The sequence below is a fragment of the Pinisolibacter sp. DMC19 genome, assembly GCF_056313985.1.
In genome coordinates this window covers 416,582-436,589 of sequence record NZ_JBQUZF010000001.1, presented here as the reverse complement: position 1 = coordinate 436,589, position 20,008 = coordinate 416,582, and the positions used below count along the sequence as shown (strand labels likewise).

Genomic DNA, 20,008 nt, shown 5'->3' with positions numbered 1-20,008 from the left:
CTCACACCTCCTCGTTCTCGACGCGACCGACGAGGCGGTCGAAGGCCTCGACGTGGCGGGGCTCGGGATCGCAGCCGTGGGCGCGACGGAAGGCGGCGGCGAAGAGATCGACCGGGGCGATCTCGGAGAGATCGAGCATCGGCGCGACGGGGGCCTCCTCGACGATCGGGCGTTCGACCTGATGGCCGATCAGGCGGACCGGATGGGCGGCGGCGATGCGGTCGAGTTCGGCCTTGAGGTCGGGCGCGGGGCCGTCGAGGCGGATCACCGGCTGGACGAAGGGGCGCAGCTCGACCGGGGTCTCCGGATCGAGGCCGAGGGCGGAAAGCGCGTCGTCGAGTTCTGCCAGAGCCATGGCGCTGCGATCGGGCAGGCGCAGGAAGGGCAAGGGCCGCGGGATCGCGACATGCTCGACCCGGGTAACGCCCGCGTCGATCTCGACCAGCGAGACGCCGTGGGCATAGCCGCGCTCGGTCGCCGACAAGGGGAAGAGCGAGCCGGAATAGCGGACGGTCTCGCGGCCGACGCTCTGCGGCTTGTGGAGATGGCCGAGCGCGACATAGGCGAGGTCGGCGGGGAAGAGATCGACCGGCACGGCGTGTTCGCCGCCGATCAGGATGCGGCGCTCGGCGCCCTCCGATTCGAGGCCGCCGGCGAGCGTCAGATGGCCGGTGACGACGAGGGGCGCGTCGCCCACCCGGGCGCGGGCGGCGGTGATCGCCTCGGCGTGCAGGGTGCGGACGGCGCGGACGATCGGCGAGCCGGGCCGCTCGTCGCGGCGGTCGAAGGGCGGCAGGCTGGCCGGCCCGAGATGGGGCAGGGCGAGGACATGGACCGTCGGGCCGCCGTCCGCCGGGGCGAGCGAGACGAGATGGCGGTCGAGATCGAAGGCCTCGTCGCGGCGGCGGACGCGGCCGACGACATGGACGCCGAGTTCGGCGAGCAGCGGGCGCGGCGCCTCGATGCGGCCGGCGGGGTCGTGGTTGCCGGCGACGATCACCACGGCGACGCGGGGCAGGCGGCGGCGCAGCTCCACCAGCGTGCGGAAGAGCAGGGCTTCGGCGCGTTCGCTCGGGTTCTGGGTGTCGAAGACGTCGCCGGCGACGATCAGAGCGTCGATCGCGCGAGCCTCGGCGACGTCGAGAAGGCTCGCCAGCGCGCGGGCGTGTTCCTCCTCCCGCGACCAGCCCATCAGCGTCTGGCCGAGGTGCCAATCGGCGGTGTGGAGGAGACGGATCACGGACGGCTCCGATTCTGGTGACTGGCGACGGATCGAGACTAACCCGTTGCCGAGGCGTGCGCACCCGGCGTGACGACGGCGCGGCCGCGGCGCAGACTGCGACGGACGAATCGATCCGTCGCGGCCGTCATCGAACCGATGCGGATGAGGAACGCAATTGGCGGATCGATCCTCGGGAGGCAGGCGATGCGGTATCTCGGACTGGCCCTTTCGCCGCGCTACGTCGCGTTGACGCTGGCGCTGGCGCTGACGGCGCTCTTCTTCGGCCTCTACGTCGCCCATCCGGCCGACCACTGGCTGATCGGCCTGCCGCTCGTGCTCTTCGCCGGCCTCTCGATCCTCGGCATCCGCGACCTGGTCCAGACCCGCCACGCGGTGCTGCGCAACTATCCGATCTCGGCGCATCTGCGCTTCCTGCTCGAGGAGATGCGGCCGGAGATGCGGCAGTATTTCTTCGAGGACGAGAAGAACGGCATGCCGTTCTCGCGCGATCGCCGCGCCGTCGTCTATCAGCGCGCCAAGAGCGAGCTCGACAAGCGCCCCTTCGGCACCCAGCACGACGTCTATGCCGAAGGCTACGAGTGGATGCGTCATTCGTTCGCCCCGCGCAGCGTCGATCCCAAGGCGCTCAGGATCGACGTCGGCGGGCCGTCGTGTTCGCAGCCCTATTCGGCCTCGGTCTTCGCCATCTCGGCGATGAGCTTCGGCGCACTCTCGGCCAATGCCATCATGGCGCTGAACGGCGGGGCGAAGGACGGCGGCTTCCACCACGACACCGGCGAGGGCGGCATCTCACCCCATCACCGGGTGAACGGCGGCGATCTCGTCTGGGAACTCGGCTCGGGCTATTTCGGCGCGCGCAATCTCGACGGGTCCTTCTCGCCGGAGCGCTTCGCCGAGACGGCGTCCGATCCGCAGGTGAAGATGATCGAGGTGAAGCTGTCGCAAGGAGCGAAGCCCGGCCACGGCGGCGTGCTGCCGGCGGCCAAGGTCTCGGCCGAGATCGCGGCGACGCGCGGGGTGCGCGAAGGCGAGGACTGCATCTCGCCGTCGGCGCATTCGGCCTTCTCGACGCCGATCGGACTGCTCGAGTTCGTCGCCTCGCTGCGCCAACTCTCCGGCGGCAAGCCGGTCGGCTTCAAGCTCTGCGTCGGCCATCCGTGGGAGTTCCTCGGCGTGGTCAAGGCGATGGTGGAGACCGGCATCCTGCCCGACTTCATCGTCATCGACGGCAAGGAGGGCGGGACCGGTGCGGCGCCGATGGAATTCATGGACCATCTCGGCATGCCGCTGCGCGACGGGCTCGACTTCGTCCACAACGCGCTGGTCGGCGCGGGGCTCAGGGGCGCGATCCGGATCGGGGCCTCGGGCAAGGTCGTCACCGCCTTCGACGTCGCCCGGACGATGGCGCTCGGCGCCGACTGGTGCAATGCGGCGCGGGCCTTCATGTTCGCGGTCGGCTGCATCCAGTCGCAGAGCTGCCACACCGACCGCTGCCCGGTCGGCGTCGCGACCCAGGACCCGACCCGCTCGCGCGCCCTGGTGGTGGCCGACAAGCGCAAGCGGGTGGCGAACTTCCACGCCTCGACGCTGCATGCGCTCGCCGAACTGACGGGTGCCGCCGGTCTCGACCATCCCGGCCGCTTTGGTCCGGCGCATTTCTCACGGCGGATCTCGGCGCAGGAATCGGTCGGTTTCGACGCGCTCTACCCGGCGCTCGGCCACGGCGAACTCCTCGCCGGCACCGACGATCGCCGCTTCCGCGACGCTTGGGCGATGGCGCGGGCGGACCGCTTCCAGCCGTGACCTCGGGTCAACCGTCATATTAACGAACAATTCACCGACAGCTTTCGGTTGTCGGTGTGGTCGGCTATCCCTCTTCCTCCGATTGCAGATCGAGGCGAAAGGGATTGCGACCATGAACGTCGTTCGTTTCGAACGCCGCAGCCATCAGCGACGACGCACGCTGCTCAGCGGGCTCGTCGTCTTCGGCGGCGGATGGAAGTCGATGGACTGTCAGGTCCGGGGGTGGTCCGAGGGCGGGGCGCTCTTGCGTTTCGAAGGACCGACCATCCTGCCGACCATGTTCGAGCTGCGCCTCAAGGAGCGCGGCGACAAGCGGCGGGCGCGCTTCGTGTGGGCGCGCAGCGGCGACGTCGGCGTCGCCTTCGAGTGAATTGAGACATCCTTCACCGCGTTTCGAGGTTCCGCTGGCGGGAATTCGGAGGGAGCGTATGCTTTTTCTTCGAATTGTCGTGTCTTTGCAGCATCGGAGCGTTCCATGTCGGAAGAATTCGTCGAGCGCCGCAGCGAGGCGCGTCGTCGGGGACTGTTGCGCGGCAGCGTCGTCTTCGCCGGCGGCAAGGCGTCGATGGACTGTACCGTGCGCAACATCACCTCGAAGGGCGCCAAGCTCGAATTCGGCGACAACGCCATCGTGCCGAGCGAGTTCGAACTGCGTCTCCTCGACCGCGGCCGCAAGATGACGGCGCAGAAGGTCTGGGTGCGCGGCAAGGAGATGGGCACCAGCTTCGAGTGACCAGTTACTGCCCTTTGCGGGGCGGCGCCGGATGTGCCAATCAGGGGGCGACCGATCCGACGATCGGGCGCCCTTTCTCGTTTCTCGCGATGCTCATGCCCTCGCCCCGTCTCTTCCTCGACCACAATGCCGGCGCGCCGGTGCTGTCCGACGCCCTCGAGGCTGCGGTCGCGGCGGCGCGGGCGGGCGGCAATGCGTCCTCCGTCCACACCGAAGGCCGTGCCGCGCGGATGCGGGTGGAGGCGGCGCGCCGGGCGGTCGCTTCGCTCGCAGGTGCCGCGCCGGCCGGTGTCGTCTTCACCTCGGGGGCGACGGAGGCGAACGTCTTCGCGCTGTCGCCCGCGCTCAGGATCGGTTCGACCGACGTCCGCCTCGATCGCCTGCTGATCGGCGCGACGGAGCACCCATCGGTGCTGACGGGCGGACGCTTCGCCCCCGACCGGGTCGAACGGATCGGCGTCGACGGCGAGGGACTGCTGCGGCTCGACTGGCTCGAGGCTCGGCTCGCGACGATCGCTGCCGCCGGTGAGCGGGCGATGGTGTCGGTGCAGCTCGCCAACTCCGAGACCGGGGTGATCCAGCCGGTGGCCGAGATCGCGCGGATCGCGCGGGCGCACGGAGCGATCGTCCACTGCGACGCCGTTCAGGCGGCGGGGCGGCTGGCGCTCGACGTGCCGGGGCTCGACGTCGACATGCTGTCGCTCTCCGCCCACAAGATCAGCGGCCTGCCGGGCTCGGGCGCGCTGGTGCTCAGGAACCCGGACGTGGTGCCGGCGGTGCTGATTCCGGGCGGCGGGCAGGAGGGGAACCGGCGGGCCGGCACGCAGAACGTGCCCGGCATCGTCGCCTTCGGCGTCGCCGCGGAGGTCGCCCGGTCTCGGATTTCGACCTTCGGAGGAATGCAGACCCTGCGGGAACGGCTCGAAGAGCGGTTGCTTTCTCATTCTTCCAATGTGAAAGTTCTGGGAGCGGGCGCGCCGCGGCTCTGCAACACCACCATGGTGGCGCAGGCGGGCGTCTCGGCGGAGACGGCGGTCATCGCCTTCGATCTCGAAGGCGTCGCTCTCTCGGCCGGCTCGGCCTGCTCCTCGGGCAAGGTCGGCCCGAGCCACGTGGTGGAAGCCATGGGGCTCGATGCGGATCTCGCCCGTTCCGCCCTCCGCGTGTCGCTGGGCACCGAGACGAGCGTCGACGACGTCGACCGTTTCGTCGAGGTCTGGCGGCGGGTGATGGGGCGGCTCGCCAAGGGCTGAAGGCCGGGCACGTCGAAGACGGGCCTGCTCGAAAGCCTTGCCGTGGAGGGTGCACCGCACCACTTCCTCGGTATGGAATACGGATTCTCGAACCCGCGGGCCTTGAACCCGCGTTGCGAAGAGAGAACGACATGGCTGCAGTGAAAGAAACGGTCGACCAGGTCCGGGCGATCGACGTCGACCAATACAAGTACGGTTTCGAGACCGCGATCGAGTCCGACATGGCCCCCAAGGGCCTGTGCGAAGACACCGTCCGGTTCATCTCCGCCAAGAAGAACGAACCCGAGTGGATGCTCGAATGGCGGCTCGCGGCCTATCGCCGTTGGCTGACCATGGAAGAGCCGACCTGGGCGCGCGTCTCCTATCCCAAGATCGACTTCCAGGATCTCTACTACTACGCCGCGCCCAAGACCGCGGCGGGGCCGAAGAGCCTGGACGAGGTCGATCCGGAGCTGCTGCGGACTTACGAAAAGCTTGGCATCCCCTTGAAAGAGCAGGCGGTTCTCGCCGGCGTCGAGGGTGCGCGGGTGGCGGTCGACGCGGTGTTCGACAGCGTCTCCGTCGTCACGACCTTCCGTGACGAGCTGGCCAAGCACGGGATCATCTTCTGCTCGATCTCCGAGGCGATGCGCGAGCACCCCGATCTGGTGAAGAAGTATCTCGGCACCGTCGTTCCGGTCTCCGACAACTACTATGCGACGCTGAATTCGGCGGTCTTTTCCGACGGGTCCTTCGTGTGGATCCCGGAAGGGGTGCGCTGCCCGATGGAACTGTCGACCTACTTCCGTATCAACGAGAAGAAGACCGGCCAGTTCGAGCGCACGCTGATCATCGCCGAGAAGGGCTCCTACGTGAGCTATCTCGAGGGCTGCACCGCGCCGCAGCGCGACGAGAACCAGCTCCATGCGGCGGTCGTCGAACTGATCGCCCACGAGGACGCCGAGATCAAATACTCGACCGTCCAGAACTGGTACCCCGGCGACAAGGACGGCCGCGGCGGCATCTACAACTTCGTGACCAAGCGCGGCGACTGCCGCGGCGACCGTTCGAAGATCTCGTGGACGCAGGTCGAGACCGGCTCGGCGATCACCTGGAAATATCCGAGCTGCATCCTGCGCGGTGACGACAGCAAGGGCGAGTTCTACTCGATCGCGGTGTCGAACGGCCATCAGCAGGTGGATTCGGGCACCAAGATGATTCATCTGGGCAAGAACACCACCTCGCGGATCATCTCCAAGGGCATTTCGGCGGGCCACTCGCAGAACACCTATCGCGGCCAGGTCAAGGTCAACCGCAAGGCGGAGGGCGCACGCTCCTTCACCAACTGCGACAGCCTGCTGATCGGCCACGACTGCGGCGCCCATACCGTGCCCTATCTCGAGAGCGGCAATCCGCGCGCCAAGGTCGAGCACGAGGCGACCACCTCGAAGATCTCCGACGACCAGCTGTTCTACTGCATCTCGCGCGGCCTGCCGGCCGAGGAGGCGGTGGCGCTGATCGTCAACGGCTTCGTCCGCGACGTGCTGCAGCAACTCCCGATGGAGTTCGCCGTCGAGGCGCAGAAGCTGATCGGCGTCAGCCTCGAGGGGAGCGTTGGGTAGCTTTACGGTATCCATCTTGCCAGATACAACCAAGAATATGCTTTTTGGGTTCGTATCGGAGATGGACATGTTCGGAAAGCTCGGACGGGTATTTCTCGCAATGGTGCTCGGCTTGTTTGGTTGGTTGCTGCCGGCACGAGCAGCAGAGCGGGGCGCTCAAGACAAGGTCCAGGAGATTCAAGCCCGACTGCTCAGGACGAATCCGGTCTACGGGCCGTCCAACGACCTGCTCGATCGCTCCAAGCTCGACTATTCGTTGGAAAGTCTGAAGGTCGTCGATGATTTTCTGGTCTTTTCGGGTCAGTTGGTCTTTCAGCGGAACGCGTCAGGGAAGTTGGTTCACGTCGATGAGACTGCCCTGAGCAATATCACGCTCTTACTGGGGACTTACTTCGGCGAAGTGCTCCGCAAGCAGAGTGAAGGGAAACTCGAGTGGTGGTCGCATCAGGAGTGGCTGTCGAAGAACCCCGAGATGGTTCAACTCGTTGGTGGCAAGGCCGATGTTTCCAACGCGCTGATCCTCGCGCAGGGTAAATCGCTTCTGCTTCCGCTGAACAAGGTTGGAAAGATGCTGCAGAATGGGAGAGAGGACAGCCTCTATGCCATGGCAGTCGTGATCAAAGACAGACTTGCAGAGTAACGCGGCCAAAGGGCCGCGCAGGAGAGTTCGATGCTCGAAATCAACAACCTCCATGCCGAGATCGAGGCCGACGGCCGCGAGATCCTGCGCGGGCTGAACCTCACCGTGAAGCCGGGCGAAGTGCATGCCATCATGGGGCCGAACGGCGCCGGCAAGTCGACGCTCTCCCATGTGCTCGCCGGCAAGCCCGGCTACCGCGTCACCGACGGCACCGCGACGCTCGACGGCGTCGACCTGCTCGACATGGACCCGGCGGCGCGGGCGGCCAACGGCCTCTTCCTCGCCTTCCAGTATCCGGTCGAGATCCCGGGCGTCGGCAACATGACGTTCCTCAAGGCCGCTCTCAACGCCCAGCGCAAGCAGCGCGGCGAGGAGGAGATCTCGACGCCCGACTTCATGCGGCTCGTCCGCACGGAAGCCGGCAAGCTCAAGATCACCCAGGACATGCTCAAGCGCCCGGTCAACGTCGGTTTCTCCGGCGGCGAGAAGAAGCGCAACGAGATCCTGCAGATGGCGATCCTCCAGCCCAAGCTCGCGATCCTCGACGAGACCGACTCCGGCCTCGACATCGACGCGCTGAAGGTCGTCTCCGAGGGCGTCAACGCGCTGCGTTCGCCCGAGCGCGGCTTCGTCGTCATCACCCACTACCAGCGCCTGCTCGACCACATCCGTCCGGACATCGTCCACGTCCTGTCCAAGGGCCGGATCGTCAAGACCGGCGGGCCGGAACTGGCGCTCGAACTCGAGGCGAAGGGCTATGCCGACTTCGCCGAAGAAGCGGCGTGAGGAGGCGGTGATGAACGACGTCACCATCGTTCCCGAGCGGCGCCGGACGAAGGCCGAGATCGATCTCGGCACCGCCTTCGCCGACCGTTCGGGCGACCTGCCGGGCGATTTCGCGCCGCGCGCCGCCGCCTTCGCCCGTTTCGAGGCGAAGGGGCTGCCGCATCGGCGGATCGAGCCCTATCACTTCACCGACCTGCGCACGCTGCTGACCGCCGCTCCGGCTCCGGCCGAGCGGCCGACGGGCAAGGTCGCGGTTTCGGCCGACGTCTTCGCCGGCCTCGAGGCGGCGCGGGCCGTCTTCGTCGACGGCTGGTTCGCCGCCGATCTCTCCGACCTCTCCGGTCTCGGCGAGGGCGTGAGCGTCACGACCATCGCCGAAGGGCTGGCGAAGGGTGACGGCGCGCTGGTCGAACTCGGCCGCCGGGTCTCGGTGGAACGCGACGCGGATGCCGATCCGATGGTGGCGCTGGCCTCGGCCTTCTACACCGACGGTCTGGTGGTGCGCGTCGCGGAAGGCGCCAAGGCTGCCCGGCCGCTGGTGATCCGCCATGTTTCGCGCGGGGTTTCGGTCTCGGCCTTCGTCCGCCACGCGGTTTCGGTCGGCGAGGGCGCGTCCCTCACCGTGATCGAGAGCCACGAGAGCCCGGACGGTGTCGAGATCCATGCCCATGCGCTCGTCGAACTGACGGTCGGCGCCGGGGCGGACGTGACCTGGGTCGATCATCAGCGCGAGGGCGATGCCGCGGCGCGGTTGTCGACGCTGGTCGTCGACGTCGCCGATGGCGGCAAGGTCGACCATTCGCTGGTGACGCTCGGGGCGAAGCTCGCCCGCACCCAGATCTTCGCCCGGCTCGGGGCGAACGTCGACTTCACCACTCGCGGCGCGACGCTGGCGAAGGGCAGGGCGCATGCCGATGCCACGCTCGCCGTGACGCATGCGGCGCCGAATTCGGTCAGCCGCGAACTCTACAAGTCGGCGGTGGACGACGAGGCCAAGTCGGTCTTCCAGGGCCGGATCTCGGTCGAGAAGGCGGCGCAGGGCACCGACGGACGGATGGGGGCGCACTCCGTGCTGCTCTCCGACCGCGCCGAGGCGTCGGCCAAGCCGGAACTCGAGATCTTCGCCGACGACGTCGCCTGCGCCCACGGCGCGACGGTCTCCGATCTGTCCGACGATCTGAAATTCTACCTGATGAGCCGCGGCATTCCGGCGGCCGAGACCGAGAAGCTCCTCATCCGCGCCTTCCTCGGCGAGGTGACGGACGCGATCGGGCCCGAGGTCGTCCGCGAGGCGATCGAGGGCGAGCTCGAGGCCTGGATCGACGCGCGCGGGGGGAAGGCCGCATGAACGCTCCCATGACCAAGCCCTACGACGTCGAGGCGATCCGCCGCGACTTCCCGATCCTCGAGACGCAGGTCTTCGGGCATCGGCTCGTCTATCTCGACAGCGGCGCCTCGGCGCAGAAGCCGCGGGCGGTGATCGACGAGATGGTCGACGTGATGGAGCATCGCTATGCCAACGTGCATCGCGGCCTGCATCACCTCGCCAATGCCGCGACGGAGGCCTACGAGGGCGCGCGCGAGATCGTCCGCGACTTCCTCGGCGCGCCGTCGCTCGACGAGATCGTCTTCACCAAGTCGTCGACCGAGGCGCTGAACCTCGTGGCGTCGTCGCTCGGGCAGGACCTCGTCGCCGGCGACGAGGTGGTGATCTCGATCCTCGAGCATCACGCCAACATCGTGCCCTGGCACTTCCTGCGCGAGCGCAAGGGCGTCGTGCTGAAGTGGGCGCCGATCGCCGAGGACGGCTCGTTCCTCCTCGACGAATTCGAGAAGCTGCTGACGCCGCGCACCAAGATCGTCGCCGTAACCCACATGTCGAACGTCACCGGCACGGTGGTGCCGATCGCCGAGGTCTCGCGGATTGCCCACGAGCGCGGCATCCTGGTGGTGGTCGACGGGTCGCAGGGCGCGGTCCACATGCCGGTCGACGTGAAGGCGCTCGGCTGCGACTTCTACGCCATCACCGGCCACAAGCTCTACGGCCCGACCGGCATCGGCGCGCTGTGGGGCCGCCACGAACTCCTGTCGCGCATGCCGCCCTTCCTCGGCGGCGGCGAGATGATCCGCGAGGTGACGGAGGACATCGTCACCTACGGCGAGCCGCCGCATCGCTTCGAGGCGGGCACGCCGCCGATCGTCGAGGCGGCGGGGCTCGGCGCCGCGCTCGCCTACATGATGAAGGTGGGCCGCGAGGCGATCGCCGCCCACGAGGCCGACATCGGCGCCTATGCCCACGCCCGGCTAGGCGAACTCAATTCTGTCCGGATCTTCGGCAAGGCGCCGGGCAAGGGAGCGATCGTCGCCTTCGAGGTGGCGGGAGCCCATGCCCACGACGTCGCGACGATCCTCGATCGCTACGGCATCGCGGTGCGTGCGGGCACCCACTGTGCCCAGCCGCTCCTGAAGCGTTACGGGGTGACGTCCACCTGCCGGGCGTCCTTCGCCATGTACAACACGCGCGACGAGGTCGACCGGTTGGTCGAGGGCATCGTCAAGGCGCAAGCCTTCTTCGCCTGAGGAGTTCGACAATGGAGAGCACGGCACCGGCGTTTTCCGAAGGTCCCGCCCAGGTCGCGACCTCGGGGGGCTCGGCCATTCCGCCCGAGGAACTGGAGCGTCTGACGCAGGACATCATCTCCGCGCTGAAGACGGTCTACGACCCCGAGATCCCGGCCGACATCTACGAGCTCGGGCTGATCTACAAGGTCGACATCGACGACGATCGCAACGTCAAGGTCGACATGACGCTGACCGCGCCGGGCTGCCCGGTGGCGGGCGAAATGCCGGACTGGGTGCAGAACGCCATCCGCTCCGTCGCCGGCATCAACGAAGTCAGCGTCAGCATGGTCTTCGATCCGCCATGGACGCAGGATCGCATGTCCGACGAGGCGCGCATCGCGCTCGACATGTATTGAGAAGGAGTACTCCCATGGGTCTCTTCGGCGACATGCCCGTCGTTAAGCTGACGCCCGCCGCGGTCGACCGCGTGCGCGCGATCATCGCCAATTCGTCGACGCCGCTCGCCGGCCTCCGCCTCGGTCTCGACAAGGGCGGTTGCGCCGGCATGACCTACAAGTTCGAGATGGTCGCGGCGGCCGATCCCAAGGACGACGTGGTCGAGGTCGACGGCGTCACCGTCTTCGTCGATCCGGCGGCGACGCTCTATCTCCTCGGCACCACGGTCGACTTCAAGACCGACAAGATGGCCTCGACCTTCGTGTTCGAGAACCCGAACCAGATCTCGGCCTGCGGCTGCGGCGAATCCGTCTCGATCGAGCCGGCGAAGGTGTGATGGATCTCTTCGATCGCCTCGTCGCCGCCCGTCCCGAGGCGTGGCGCGCCTATGTCGACCATCCCTTCGTCCACGGGCTCGGCTCGGGCGAGCTGCCGGAGGCGGCGTTCCGCACCTATCTGGTGCAGGACTGGCTGTTCCTGATCCAGTTCGCCCGCGCCTATGCGCTCGCCGTCTTCAAGGGCCGCGATCTCGCCGAGATGCGCGCCTCCTTCGCCGGGCTGAAAGGGCTGCTCGACACAGAAATGGGGCTGCACGTGCGGCTCTGCGAGGCGCGCGGCATTCCGCTGTCGGTGCTCGACACGACGCCGGAACACCGCGCCACGGTCGCCTATACCCGCTGGGTGATCGACACCGGGCTCAGGGGCGATCTCCTCGACCTCCACGTCGCGCTCGCCCCCTGCGTCGTCGGCTATGCCGAGATCGCCAAGACCCTCGCGGCGCGGCCGGGGGCGCTCGACGCATCCAACCCTTACGCCGCATGGATCGCCGAATATGCCGGCGAGGCCTATCGGGAGATCGCGGCCGCCGCCTGCGCTCATCTCGATCGGCTGGCGGAACGCTCGCTGACGCCCGCGCGCTTCGACGATCTCGCCGAGATCTTCGCCACGGCGAGCCTGCTCGAGGCCGACTTCTGGTCGATGGGGCTCGAGGGCGCGTGACATGCGAGGGGCGGCCCTCGCGGACCGCCCTCCCTGTCGTTCCGCGATCCGATCAGGCGGCGCGGATGCCGGCGACGAAGTCGTCGATCTCGCGGCGCAGCGCCTCGGACTGGCGGCTGAGCTCGACCGCGGCGTCGAGCACCTGGCGCGAGGCCTCGTCGGACTGGGCCAACGCGACGTTCACGTCCTCGATGTTGCTCGACACCATCGCCGTGCCCTGCGCCGCCTCCTGCACCGAGCGGGCGATCTCGCGCGCCGCCTCGCCCTGGCCGCCGACGGCGCCGGCGATGTCGGCGGTGATCTCGTTCATGGTGCGGATGGTGTCGCCGATGCCGGCGATGGCGTCGGCGGTCTGGCCGGTGGCGACGCGGATGGCATCGACCTGGGCCGAGATGTCGGCGGTCGCCTTGGCGGTCTGATCGGCGAGCTGCTTCACCTCCGCCGCAACCACGGCGAAGCCCTTGCCGGCCTCGCCGGCGCGGGCGGCCTCGATCGTCGCGTTGAGGGCGAGGAGGTTGGTCTGGCCGGCGATCTGGGCGATCAGGCCGACCACCGAGCCGATGTGCTGGGCGGCGTCGGCGAGACCGGCGATGCGCCGGTTGGTGGCGTCCGCCTCGGCGACGGCGCGGGTGGCGATCTCGGCGGAATGGTCGACCCGGCGCGAGATCTCGCCGACCGACGACGACAGTTCCTCGGTCGCGGAGGCGACGGAGGAGACGTTGGCGGTCGCCTCTTCGGCGGCGCTGGCGACGGTGGTCGAGCGCTCGGCCGTCGCCGCGGTGGCACTCGTCATGGTCTCGGCCGAGGCGCGCAGCTCGGTCGCGGCGCTGGCGACGCCGCCGACGATGCTGCCGACGGTCGCCTGGAAGCGATCGGCGAGGGCGTTGCGGTCGGCACGGCGCTGGGCGGTCGCCTGACGGTCGCGGTCGGCCTCGGCGCGGCGCAGGGCCTCGGCCTCGCCGAGCTTGTCCTTGAAGACGGCGAGGGTGCGGCCGAGCGCACCGATCTCGTCGCCGCGCTCGACATAGGGCACCTCGACCGCGAGATCGCCGTCGGCCATCGTCATCATCCGATCGCCGATGGTCTTCAACGGCACGACGACACGGCGGTCGACCATCACCAGGAAGCCGAGCGAGGCGATCGCGGCGCCGACGAGTAGGGCGACGTCGACGATCAGCGTGAGGCGGGCGTGGGCGTGTTCTTCGGTTGCGCGGGTGCGGGCGACGGCGAGCGCAGCCTCGGCGACGCCGAGCACCGCCGCCTGACGCGGCACCATGAAGTTGCTCCAGCCGGCGCTGTCGAAGTCGACCTTGCGGCCGGCGGCGAGCGCTTCGGCGGTCTCGGCCTGACGGGTCAGCACGTCCTTGGTGAAATACTCGCGTTCGGCGCGTTCGACGGCTGCGTGGAAGACCGGCGGCATGTCGAGGCCGGCGACGAGATCGCGCGCCGCCGACCACGACGCCTCGGCGCGGGCCATCTGGCCGGCGAAGCCCTGGCGGAAGTCGGGGGCGAGCGTCAGGCCGGCGACGCCGGCGGAGACCATGGCGGAGGCCTCGCCGACGGCGGAACGGGTCTGCCAGACCAGTTGCTTGACGTCGAGCAGCTTGTCGATCATCGGGTCGGCGAGTTTGACACCGATGCCGATCGAGCGCGACGTCGCCTCGAGCCGGTCGACGAGCCCGTTGGTGGTCTTCAGGAACTCGTCGAGAAGACCGGCGCGGCGCTCGGCCTTCGGCCGGCGGATCGCGGCCTCGGCCTCGGTGTGGAGCGCGGCGAGGCGCTCGGCGTCTTCGGCCAGCGCCCGCGCGGCGGCGGTCATGTCGTCGGAGCCGATCGCCGTCAGAGTGGCGACGGAGCGCGCGATCGCGGCGAGTTCGGCGGTGCGGGCGGCGAGCGCCTGCTGCGTCGAGGCGGCGGAGGGCTGGTCCCTGCGCAGGTCGCGGGTGGTGCTCGACCGGTCGACGCGCAGATTGTGCAGGGCGGTGAAGAGGTGTTCCGTCACCTCCGCCGCGACCACGGTGCGCTGCGTCGCCGCCGACTTCTGCCACATCGTGCGCGCATTGTCGCCGAGCAGGAAGAGCAGGGACAGCACCAGAATTCCGGTCGAGACGCGAAGCATCGTTCGGATCGATAAGTTCATCTCGGCGCCCTCTTTGGCGTGATAGCGCTACCATCGGTAGCGGTGGAAGGTTAAGGAATCTCTATGAACCGAGATGTCGACAGCCGAATGCAGCGTTGCACGAAGCATTTCTCGAGATCAGTTCGACGGCTAGGTACAATCGTCGGGGCGAGCGACCCATTGCGTTACGTCATCTGTGACCGTCGCGCGTGCGTCTCGGGGGGTGAACCGCGACGCGGTCGCGGGTAGGATCGCGGCTCTTCCTCGAATCGAACCGAGGCCCATGCCGATCCCGTTTCTCGACCAACTCGTCGCGCTCTTCGTCTTCGCCTGCATCGGCGCCTTCACGCCGGGGCCGAACAACGTGATGCTGCTCGCCTCGGGCGTGAACTTCGGTTTCCGCCGGACCCTGCCGCACATCCTCGGCGTGGCGATCGGCTTTCCGGTGATGACGGCGCTGGTGGCGCTCGGCCTCGGCTTCGTCTTCAAGACCCAACCGTGGCTGCACGTGGCGATCGAGATCGTCGGCGTCGTCTATCTCTTGTGGCTTGCGGCGAAGATCGCCTTCCAGCCGGTCGAACGCGGCATCGGCGTCGTCGCCTCGACGGCGAAGCCCTTCGGCTTCTTCCAGGCGGCGGCGTTCCAATGGGTCAACGTCAAGGGTTGGATCATGGCGGTGTCGGGCGTGTCGGTCTACGTGCCGGACGGGCTGACGCCGACCGCGGGGGCGCTGGTGCTGGCGGGCGTGTTCCTCGTCACCGGCATCGGTTCGGCCTCGACATGGGCGGCCTTCGGGACGATCATCGCCCGGTTCCTGCACGAGCCGCGGCGGTTGCGTCTCTTCAACTGGACGATGGGCGCGCTGCTCGTCCTGTCGCTGTGGCCGGCCTTCGTCGACTTCGTCGGCTGGATGCGAGGGTGAGGCCGTGAGCGACGTCGAATTCTATCGCGATCTCTGCCGGCCGCTCGGCGGCGTCACCATGAAGGCGATGTTCGGTGGGTTGTGCCTGTGGCACGACGGCCTCGCCTTCGCGCTGGTGATCGACGATCAGCTGTTCTTCAAGGTCGACGGCGAGAACGGCCCGGCCTTCGACGAGCGCGGCCTGCCGCGCTTCTCCTACACGACCAAGACGGGCCGCACGACGGTGATGTCCTATGCGCGGGCGCCCGAAGAGGTGTTCGACGACCCGGACGTCTTCGCCGAGTGGGCACGCGGTGCCATCGCCGCATCGCGGCGGGCGGCGGCGGCCAAGCCGGCACCGAAGGCGCGCCGGCCCAAGAAGGCGTGAACGCGTCGGTTCATTCCTGCGTTGCCTCGGCGGCCGTTTCGGTCGATAAGGCGGGTGACCTTCGGGACACGAACGCGGCTCCCGAACCGTTCACGCAAGACGAAAGAGATCCCATGAGCGCGCTCGATCCGGAAAACACCCTCGTCATCGAAACCACCCAGGGCAAGGTCGTGATCGCCATGCGTCCGGACCTGGCGCCGGGCCACGTCGACCACATCAAGAAGCTGGCGCGCGAGGGCTTCTACGACGGCATCGTCTTCCACCGCGTCATCGAGGGCTTCATGGCCCAGACCGGCTGCCCGCACGGCACCGGCACCGGCGGCTCGAAGTACCCGGACCTGAAGCAGGAGTTCAACGCCGAACCCCACGTCCGCGGCACCGCCTCGATGGCCCGCGCCCAGAACCCGAACTCGGCCAACTCGCAGTTCTTCATCTGCTTCGACGACGCCCGCTTCCTCGACCGTCAGTACACGGTGTGGGGCAAGGTCGTGGAAGGCATGGAGAACGTCGACAAGATCAAGCGCGGCGAGCCGGTCAAGAACCCCGACAAGATGGTCTCGGTGAAGGTGATGGCCGACATCGCGGGCTGAGACCGTCGCACGACGACATCCGTGGACGGCCGGGGCGAAAGCCTCGGCCGTTTCGCATTTCGGGGTGTCTCTCAGCGGCGCGCTTCGACCAGCATCCGGACGGCGAGGCCGGCGAGCACGGTGCCCATCAGCCAGCGCTGCACGACCGCCCACATCGGCCGGCGTGCCAGAAGGGCGGCAATCGACCCGGCGGTCACCACGATCATGGCGTTGACGCTGACGCTGATCAGGATCTGCAACGAGCCGAGCACCAGCGACTGGGCGAGTACGCTCCCTTCGGCGGGATCGATGAACTGCGGCAGCAGCGCGAGATAGAGCACCGCGGCCTTCGGATTGAGCAGGTTGGTGAAGAGGCCCATGGCGAAGAGGCGCCACGGCCGGTGCGCGGCGAGCGGGGCGACGACGAAGGGCGAGCGGCCGCCGGGTCGCAGCGCGCTCCAGGCGAGCCACAGGAGATAGAGCGCGCCGGCGAAGCGGATGGCGTCGTAGGCGTAGGGCACCGCGAAGACCAGTGCCGTGAGCCCGAGCGTGGCCGAGACCATGTAGAAGCAGAACCCGAGCGCGACGCCCGCGAGCGACACGAGGCCTGCCGCCGGTCCCTGCGAGATCGATCGCGAGATCAGATAGATCATGTTGGGCCCGGGGGTCAGCACCATCCCGAGCGCGACGAGGGCGAAGGCGAAGAGGTGGGTCGCAGACGGCATCGGGTACCTCCTCCGAGGAGCTTAAGCGGTCGGGCAGGGGCGGGGCAACGCGAATTCGCGATCGTCGCGGGTCGGCTCCGCCGGTCAGGCCTCTGGCCTTTCGATCCTCGTTCGGGCTAAGAAGCCCCCATGCGCGTCGATCTCTTCGATTTCGAACTCCCTGCCGAAAACATCGCCCTGCGTCCCGCGTCCCCGCGCGAGAGCGCGCGGCTGCTCGTGGTCACGCCCGGCGAGGCGCCCGAGTTCACCGACGCCACCGTCGGCGATCTCCCCGATTGGCTGCGCCCCGGCGACGCCCTCGTCTTCAACGACACCAGGGTGATCCCGGCCGAGCTCCACGGCATCCGCATCCGCGACGAAGCCCGCACCGCCGTGACCTTCAATCTGATCGAGCGTAAGGGCGCCGCCCATTGGCGTGCCTTCGCCCGGCCGGGCAAGCGGCTGAAGCCGGGCGACCGCGTCCTCTTCGGCGAGGCGGGGCGGGCCTGTTTCCTCGGCGAGGTCTGGGCGCGCGTGACCGCCAAGGGCGACGACGGCATCGTCGATCTCTCCTTCGATCTCTCCGGCCCGGATCTCGACATCGCCATCCACGCGGTCGGTTCCATGCCGCTGCCGCCCTACATCGGCGCGAAGCGGGCGGCCGACGCGCGCGATGCGACCGACTATCAGACGATCTACGCCCGCGAGGACGGCGCCGTCGCCGCGCCGACCGCCGGACTGCACTTCACGCCGGAGATGATGAATCGCCTCGATGCCCTGGGTGTCGAACGCCATTTCGTCACGCTTCACGTAGGGGCAGGGACGTTCCTGCCGGTGAAGGTCGACGACACGGCCGACCACGTCATGCATTTCGAGAGCGGCGTGCTTTCGGCCGAGACGGCGGAACGGCTCAACGCCGTGCGCGCCCGTGGCGGGCGGATCGTGGCGGTGGGGACGACGTCGCTGCGCATCCTCGAGAGCGCCTGCGACGAGGCCGGCCGGCTCGCGGCTTTTTCCGGCGCCACCGACATCTTCATCACGCCGGGGCGGGTCGTGCGCTCGATCGACGCCCTGATGACCAACTTCCACCTGCCGCGCTCGACGCTCTTCATGCTGGTCTCGGCCTTTTCCGGGCTCGAGCGGATGAAGGCGGCCTATGCGCATGCGATCGCGGCGGGCTATCGCTTCTATTCCTACGGCGATGCGTCGCTGCTCTTCCCGGACAGGCCATGACCGAGACATCCGACACGACGCCGGCCTTCGGCTTCACCCTGCACACGACCGACGGCATGGCGCGCCGCGGCACGGTCGCGACCGCCCACGGCGAGATCCGCACGCCCGCCTTCATGCCGGTCGGCACGCAGGCGACGGTCAAGTGCATGTATCCCGATCAGGTGCGCGCGCTCGGCGCCGACATCATCCTCGGCAACACCTATCACCTGATGCTGCGCCCGGGTGCGGAGCGGGTGGCCCGCCTCGGCGGCCTCCATAAGCTCATGAACTGGCCGCATCCGATCCTGACGGATTCCGGCGGCTTCCAGGTCATGTCGCTCGCCCAGCTCCGCAAGATCACCGAGAAGGGCGTGACCTTCTCCTCCCACATCGACGGGGCGAAATACGAGCTGACGCCGGAGCGCTCGATCGAGATCCAGGGGCTGCTCGGCTCGAACATCCAGATGCAGCTCGACGAATGCGTCAAGCTGCCGACGACGCGGCCGGACATGGAACGCGCCATGGAACTGTCGCTCCGCTGGGCCGAGCGGTCCAAGGCGGCGTTCTTCGGCAAACGCGGTCACGGCATCTTCGGCATCGTCCAGGGCGGCGACGATCTGGAGCTGCGCGCGCGTTCCGCCGCCGGGCTGACGGCGATCGACTTCCACGGCTACGCGCTCGGCGGCCTCGCCGTCGGCGAGCCGCAGGATGTGATGCTGCGGGTGATCGAAGCGACGGCGCCGCTGCTGCCGGCCGACAAGCCGCGCTATCTGATGGGGGTGGGCACGCCGCACGACATCGTCGAGGCGGTGGCGCGCGGCATCGACATGTTCGACTGCGTGATGCCGACGCGGGCCGGTCGTCACGGCCAGGTCTTCACCGCGCGCGGCCGGGTGAACCTCAAGAACGCCCGCCATGCCGACGATCCCCGGCCGATCGACGCGGAGAGCCCGGAGCCGGCGGCGCGCGAGTGGTCGCGGGCCTATCTGCATCACCTCGTCCGCACCGGCGAGGCGCTCGGCGCCATGCTGCTGACCCGGATCAATCTCGGCTACTACCAGACCCTGATGCAGGGCGCGCGCGACGCCATCGAGGCCGGGCGCTTCGCCGACTGGAAGGCCGAGACCATCGCCGGCTGGGCGGCGGGCGACATCGATCCGGTGTGATCGGGCGCAGCATCGATCGAACGAGAAAGGCCCCGGATCGCTCCGGGGCCTTTGCGTTTTGGTGGTTGGGCGTCGTTTCGGCGGACGTCGTCGCTCAGGCGTGGGCGACGGCGCCGAGCGGGCAGACGGTGCGGCCCCAGACCTCGTTCAGCACCTGGGCGAGGCCGGTGTAGATCGCCGCGGCGCCGCAGAAGAGGCCTTCGTAGCCGGCAATGTGCGTCAGCGCCTCGTTGCCCGTCGCGTCGGCGATCGCCAGCAGGGCGAAGAGCACGGTCAGCGAGCCGAACACCACCTGCAGGGCGCGGTTGAGGCGCAGGGTGCCGACGAAGAGGACGGCGGTGAAGACGCCCCACATGCCGAGGAAGGCCGGCATGGCGGTGGCCTTGGCCGGGCCGGCGATGCCGATCGGCGCGTGTTCCAGCACGATCAGGCCGACCAGCGACAGCCAGAACATGCCGTAGCTGGTGAAGGCGGTGGCGGCGAAGGTGTTGCCCTTCCGCCATTCCATGACGCCGGCGATGATCTGGGCGAAGCCGCCGTAGAAGATGCCCATCGCCAGGATCATCGTGTCGAGCGGATAGAGCCCGGCATTGTGGAAGTTCAGCAGCATGGTGGTCATGCCGAAGCCCATCAGCCCGAGGGGGGCGGGATTGGCGGTCGTGTCGTGGTCGTGCGCGGCGCTCATGTCCGGATCCATTGGTCGTTGCTCGGCGACGGCTCGGGGGCGCACCGCCCCTCCGGGTGGGCGGTCGAAGGACGGACATGGGCGCGCCGTCCGCTCGTGCCGAGCCGTCGGCTCTTCCTAAGGGAAGGCCCGGGCGATGACCAGTTGGACCCGCTTTCGGGTCAAGTCCTTGAAATGGCTAGATCTAA

21 protein-coding genes are annotated in these 20,008 nt (G+C 68.4%); 17 read left to right on the top strand and 4 right to left on the bottom strand.

Annotated features, from left to right (window positions below; genetic code table 11):
- Position 1 precedes the first annotated feature (1 nt).
- On the bottom strand, positions 2-1,240 hold the full coding sequence (locus ACT53U_RS01970) for an exonuclease SbcCD subunit D (protein ID WP_476152296.1): 1,239 nt from the start codon (positions 1,238-1,240) through the stop codon (positions 2-4).
- Positions 1,241-1,426: 186 nt separating this feature from the next.
- Here ACT53U_RS01970 and ACT53U_RS01965 point away from each other — a divergent pair, with 186 nt between their 5' ends.
- The 12 genes from ACT53U_RS01965 (at position 1,427) to tenA (ending at position 12,076) form a co-directional block, all read left to right on the top strand.
- The gene (locus ACT53U_RS01965) at positions 1,427-3,046 is read left to right on the top strand and encodes an FMN-binding glutamate synthase family protein (RefSeq protein ID WP_476152294.1); all 1,620 of its coding nucleotides are present in this window, start codon (positions 1,427-1,429) and stop codon (positions 3,044-3,046) included.
- Between the two features lie 112 nt (positions 3,047-3,158).
- The gene (locus ACT53U_RS01960; RefSeq protein ID WP_476152293.1) at positions 3,159-3,416 is read left to right on the top strand and encodes a hypothetical protein; all 258 of its coding nucleotides are present in this window, start codon (positions 3,159-3,161) and stop codon (positions 3,414-3,416) included.
- Between the two features lie 105 nt (positions 3,417-3,521).
- Positions 3,522-3,779, top strand: a complete 258-nt coding sequence (locus ACT53U_RS01955; protein WP_476152292.1) for a PilZ domain-containing protein — start codon at positions 3,522-3,524, stop codon at positions 3,777-3,779.
- 89 nt (positions 3,780-3,868) lie between these two features.
- Positions 3,869-5,032: a cysteine desulfurase family protein gene (locus tag ACT53U_RS01950; protein WP_476152290.1), complete on the top strand. Its 1,164-nt coding sequence runs from the start codon at positions 3,869-3,871 to the stop codon at positions 5,030-5,032.
- Positions 5,033-5,163: 131 nt separating this feature from the next.
- Positions 5,164-6,633 (top strand): Fe-S cluster assembly protein SufB, encoded by a 1,470-nt coding sequence (gene sufB, locus ACT53U_RS01945; protein ID WP_476152288.1) that lies wholly within the window; start codon positions 5,164-5,166, stop codon positions 6,631-6,633.
- A 67-nt stretch (positions 6,634-6,700) separates the two neighbouring features.
- Positions 6,701-7,273, top strand: coding sequence for a hypothetical protein (locus ACT53U_RS01940; RefSeq protein WP_476152287.1), 573 nt, complete (start codon positions 6,701-6,703; stop codon positions 7,271-7,273).
- 30 nt (positions 7,274-7,303) lie between these two features.
- Entirely contained in the window at positions 7,304-8,059 is a 756-nt protein-coding gene (gene sufC, locus ACT53U_RS01935; protein ID WP_476152285.1) for a Fe-S cluster assembly ATPase SufC, read from the top strand.
- A 10-nt stretch (positions 8,060-8,069) separates the two neighbouring features.
- Positions 8,070-9,407 (top strand): Fe-S cluster assembly protein SufD, encoded by a 1,338-nt coding sequence (sufD, locus tag ACT53U_RS01930; protein ID WP_476152284.1) that lies wholly within the window; start codon positions 8,070-8,072, stop codon positions 9,405-9,407.
- Positions 9,404-10,639 (top strand): cysteine desulfurase, encoded by a 1,236-nt coding sequence (locus ACT53U_RS01925; protein ID WP_476152283.1) that lies wholly within the window; start codon positions 9,404-9,406, stop codon positions 10,637-10,639. The genes sufD and ACT53U_RS01925 overlap by 4 nt, the downstream gene beginning before the upstream one ends.
- Positions 10,640-10,650: 11 nt before the next feature.
- Positions 10,651-11,037, top strand: a complete 387-nt coding sequence (locus ACT53U_RS01920) for an SUF system Fe-S cluster assembly protein (RefSeq protein WP_476152282.1) — start codon at positions 10,651-10,653, stop codon at positions 11,035-11,037.
- A gap of 14 nt (positions 11,038-11,051) precedes the next feature.
- Positions 11,052-11,414 carry a HesB/IscA family protein gene (locus tag ACT53U_RS01915; protein WP_476152280.1) on the top strand — a complete coding sequence of 121 codons (363 nt, stop codon included), beginning with the start codon at positions 11,052-11,054 and terminating at the stop codon, positions 11,412-11,414.
- Positions 11,414-12,076 (top strand): thiaminase II, encoded by a 663-nt coding sequence (gene tenA, locus ACT53U_RS01910; RefSeq protein ID WP_476152279.1) that lies wholly within the window; start codon positions 11,414-11,416, stop codon positions 12,074-12,076. The genes ACT53U_RS01915 and tenA overlap by 1 nt, the downstream gene beginning before the upstream one ends.
- Before the next feature lie 52 nt (positions 12,077-12,128).
- On the opposite strand, the gene ACT53U_RS01905 is transcribed toward tenA, so the two are convergent.
- Positions 12,129-14,195, bottom strand: a complete 2,067-nt coding sequence (locus ACT53U_RS01905; RefSeq protein WP_476152277.1) for a methyl-accepting chemotaxis protein — start codon at positions 14,193-14,195, stop codon at positions 12,129-12,131.
- Positions 14,196-14,478: 283 nt separating this feature from the next.
- Here ACT53U_RS01905 and ACT53U_RS01900 point away from each other — a divergent pair, with 283 nt between their 5' ends.
- The 3 genes from ACT53U_RS01900 to ACT53U_RS01890 all read left to right on the top strand — a co-directional run bounded on the left by ACT53U_RS01900 (position 14,479) and on the right by ACT53U_RS01890 (position 16,074).
- Positions 14,479-15,117: a LysE family translocator gene (locus ACT53U_RS01900; protein WP_476152275.1), complete on the top strand. Its 639-nt coding sequence runs from the start codon at positions 14,479-14,481 to the stop codon at positions 15,115-15,117.
- A gap of 4 nt (positions 15,118-15,121) precedes the next feature.
- Positions 15,122-15,484 carry a TfoX/Sxy family protein gene (locus tag ACT53U_RS01895; RefSeq protein WP_476152273.1) on the top strand — a complete coding sequence of 121 codons (363 nt, stop codon included), beginning with the start codon at positions 15,122-15,124 and terminating at the stop codon, positions 15,482-15,484.
- Between the two features lie 113 nt (positions 15,485-15,597).
- The gene (locus ACT53U_RS01890) at positions 15,598-16,074 is read left to right on the top strand and encodes a peptidylprolyl isomerase (protein WP_476152271.1); all 477 of its coding nucleotides are present in this window, start codon (positions 15,598-15,600) and stop codon (positions 16,072-16,074) included.
- A 71-nt stretch (positions 16,075-16,145) separates the two neighbouring features.
- Here the strand turns inward: ACT53U_RS01890 and ACT53U_RS01885 are convergent, their stop codons facing one another.
- The gene (locus tag ACT53U_RS01885) at positions 16,146-16,778 is read right to left on the bottom strand and encodes a LysE family translocator (RefSeq protein ID WP_476152269.1); all 633 of its coding nucleotides are present in this window, start codon (positions 16,776-16,778) and stop codon (positions 16,146-16,148) included.
- Between the two features lie 129 nt (positions 16,779-16,907).
- On the opposite strand from ACT53U_RS01885, the gene queA reads away from it, so the two are divergent.
- Positions 16,908-17,990: a tRNA preQ1(34) S-adenosylmethionine ribosyltransferase-isomerase QueA gene (gene queA / locus ACT53U_RS01880; protein WP_476152267.1), complete on the top strand. Its 1,083-nt coding sequence runs from the start codon at positions 16,908-16,910 to the stop codon at positions 17,988-17,990.
- Positions 17,987-19,135 carry a tRNA guanosine(34) transglycosylase Tgt gene (tgt, locus tag ACT53U_RS01875; protein ID WP_476152265.1) on the top strand — a complete coding sequence of 383 codons (1,149 nt, stop codon included), beginning with the start codon at positions 17,987-17,989 and terminating at the stop codon, positions 19,133-19,135. Before queA ends, tgt begins: the two co-directional genes overlap by 4 nt.
- A gap of 94 nt (positions 19,136-19,229) precedes the next feature.
- Here the strand turns inward: tgt and ACT53U_RS01870 are convergent, their stop codons facing one another.
- A complete protein-coding gene (locus ACT53U_RS01870) occupies positions 19,230-19,820 on the bottom strand; it encodes an acetate uptake transporter (protein ID WP_476152263.1) in 591 nt (196 codons plus the stop codon).
- Positions 19,821-20,008: the final 188 nt, after the last annotated feature.

Excerpts from the sequence above, each read along its gene's own strand:
- sufC (WP_476152285.1), top strand. The coding sequence starts at position 7,304 with ATGCTCGAAATCAACAACCTCCATGCCGAGATCGAGGCCGACGGCCGC.
- ACT53U_RS01955 (WP_476152292.1), top strand. The coding sequence starts at position 3,522 with ATGTCGGAAGAATTCGTCGAGCGCCGCAGCGAGGCGCGTCGTCGGGGA.
- ACT53U_RS01905 (WP_476152277.1), bottom strand. The coding sequence starts at position 14,195 with ATGCTTCGCGTCTCGACCGGAATTCTGGTGCTGTCCCTGCTCTTCCTG.
- ACT53U_RS01885 (WP_476152269.1), bottom strand. The coding sequence starts at position 16,778 with ATGCCGTCTGCGACCCACCTCTTCGCCTTCGCCCTCGTCGCGCTCGGG.
- ACT53U_RS01940 (WP_476152287.1), top strand. The coding sequence starts at position 6,701 with ATGTTCGGAAAGCTCGGACGGGTATTTCTCGCAATGGTGCTCGGCTTG.
- tenA (WP_476152279.1), top strand. The coding sequence starts at position 11,414 with ATGGATCTCTTCGATCGCCTCGTCGCCGCCCGTCCCGAGGCGTGGCGC.
- ACT53U_RS01950 (WP_476152290.1), top strand. The coding sequence starts at position 3,869 with ATGCTCATGCCCTCGCCCCGTCTCTTCCTCGACCACAATGCCGGCGCG.
- tgt (WP_476152265.1), top strand. The coding sequence starts at position 17,987 with ATGACCGAGACATCCGACACGACGCCGGCCTTCGGCTTCACCCTGCAC.
- sufB (WP_476152288.1), top strand. The coding sequence starts at position 5,164 with ATGGCTGCAGTGAAAGAAACGGTCGACCAGGTCCGGGCGATCGACGTC.
- ACT53U_RS01960 (WP_476152293.1), top strand. The coding sequence starts at position 3,159 with ATGAACGTCGTTCGTTTCGAACGCCGCAGCCATCAGCGACGACGCACG.
- ACT53U_RS01890 (WP_476152271.1), top strand. The coding sequence starts at position 15,598 with ATGAGCGCGCTCGATCCGGAAAACACCCTCGTCATCGAAACCACCCAG.
- ACT53U_RS01900 (WP_476152275.1), top strand. The coding sequence starts at position 14,479 with ATGCCGATCCCGTTTCTCGACCAACTCGTCGCGCTCTTCGTCTTCGCC.
- ACT53U_RS01925 (WP_476152283.1), top strand. The coding sequence starts at position 9,404 with ATGAACGCTCCCATGACCAAGCCCTACGACGTCGAGGCGATCCGCCGC.
- ACT53U_RS01920 (WP_476152282.1), top strand. The coding sequence starts at position 10,651 with ATGGAGAGCACGGCACCGGCGTTTTCCGAAGGTCCCGCCCAGGTCGCG.
- ACT53U_RS01915 (WP_476152280.1), top strand. The coding sequence starts at position 11,052 with ATGGGTCTCTTCGGCGACATGCCCGTCGTTAAGCTGACGCCCGCCGCG.
- sufD (WP_476152284.1), top strand. The coding sequence starts at position 8,070 with ATGAACGACGTCACCATCGTTCCCGAGCGGCGCCGGACGAAGGCCGAG.
- ACT53U_RS01965 (WP_476152294.1), top strand. The coding sequence starts at position 1,427 with ATGCGGTATCTCGGACTGGCCCTTTCGCCGCGCTACGTCGCGTTGACG.
- ACT53U_RS01870 (WP_476152263.1), bottom strand. The coding sequence starts at position 19,820 with ATGAGCGCCGCGCACGACCACGACACGACCGCCAATCCCGCCCCCCTC.
- queA (WP_476152267.1), top strand. The coding sequence starts at position 16,908 with ATGCGCGTCGATCTCTTCGATTTCGAACTCCCTGCCGAAAACATCGCC.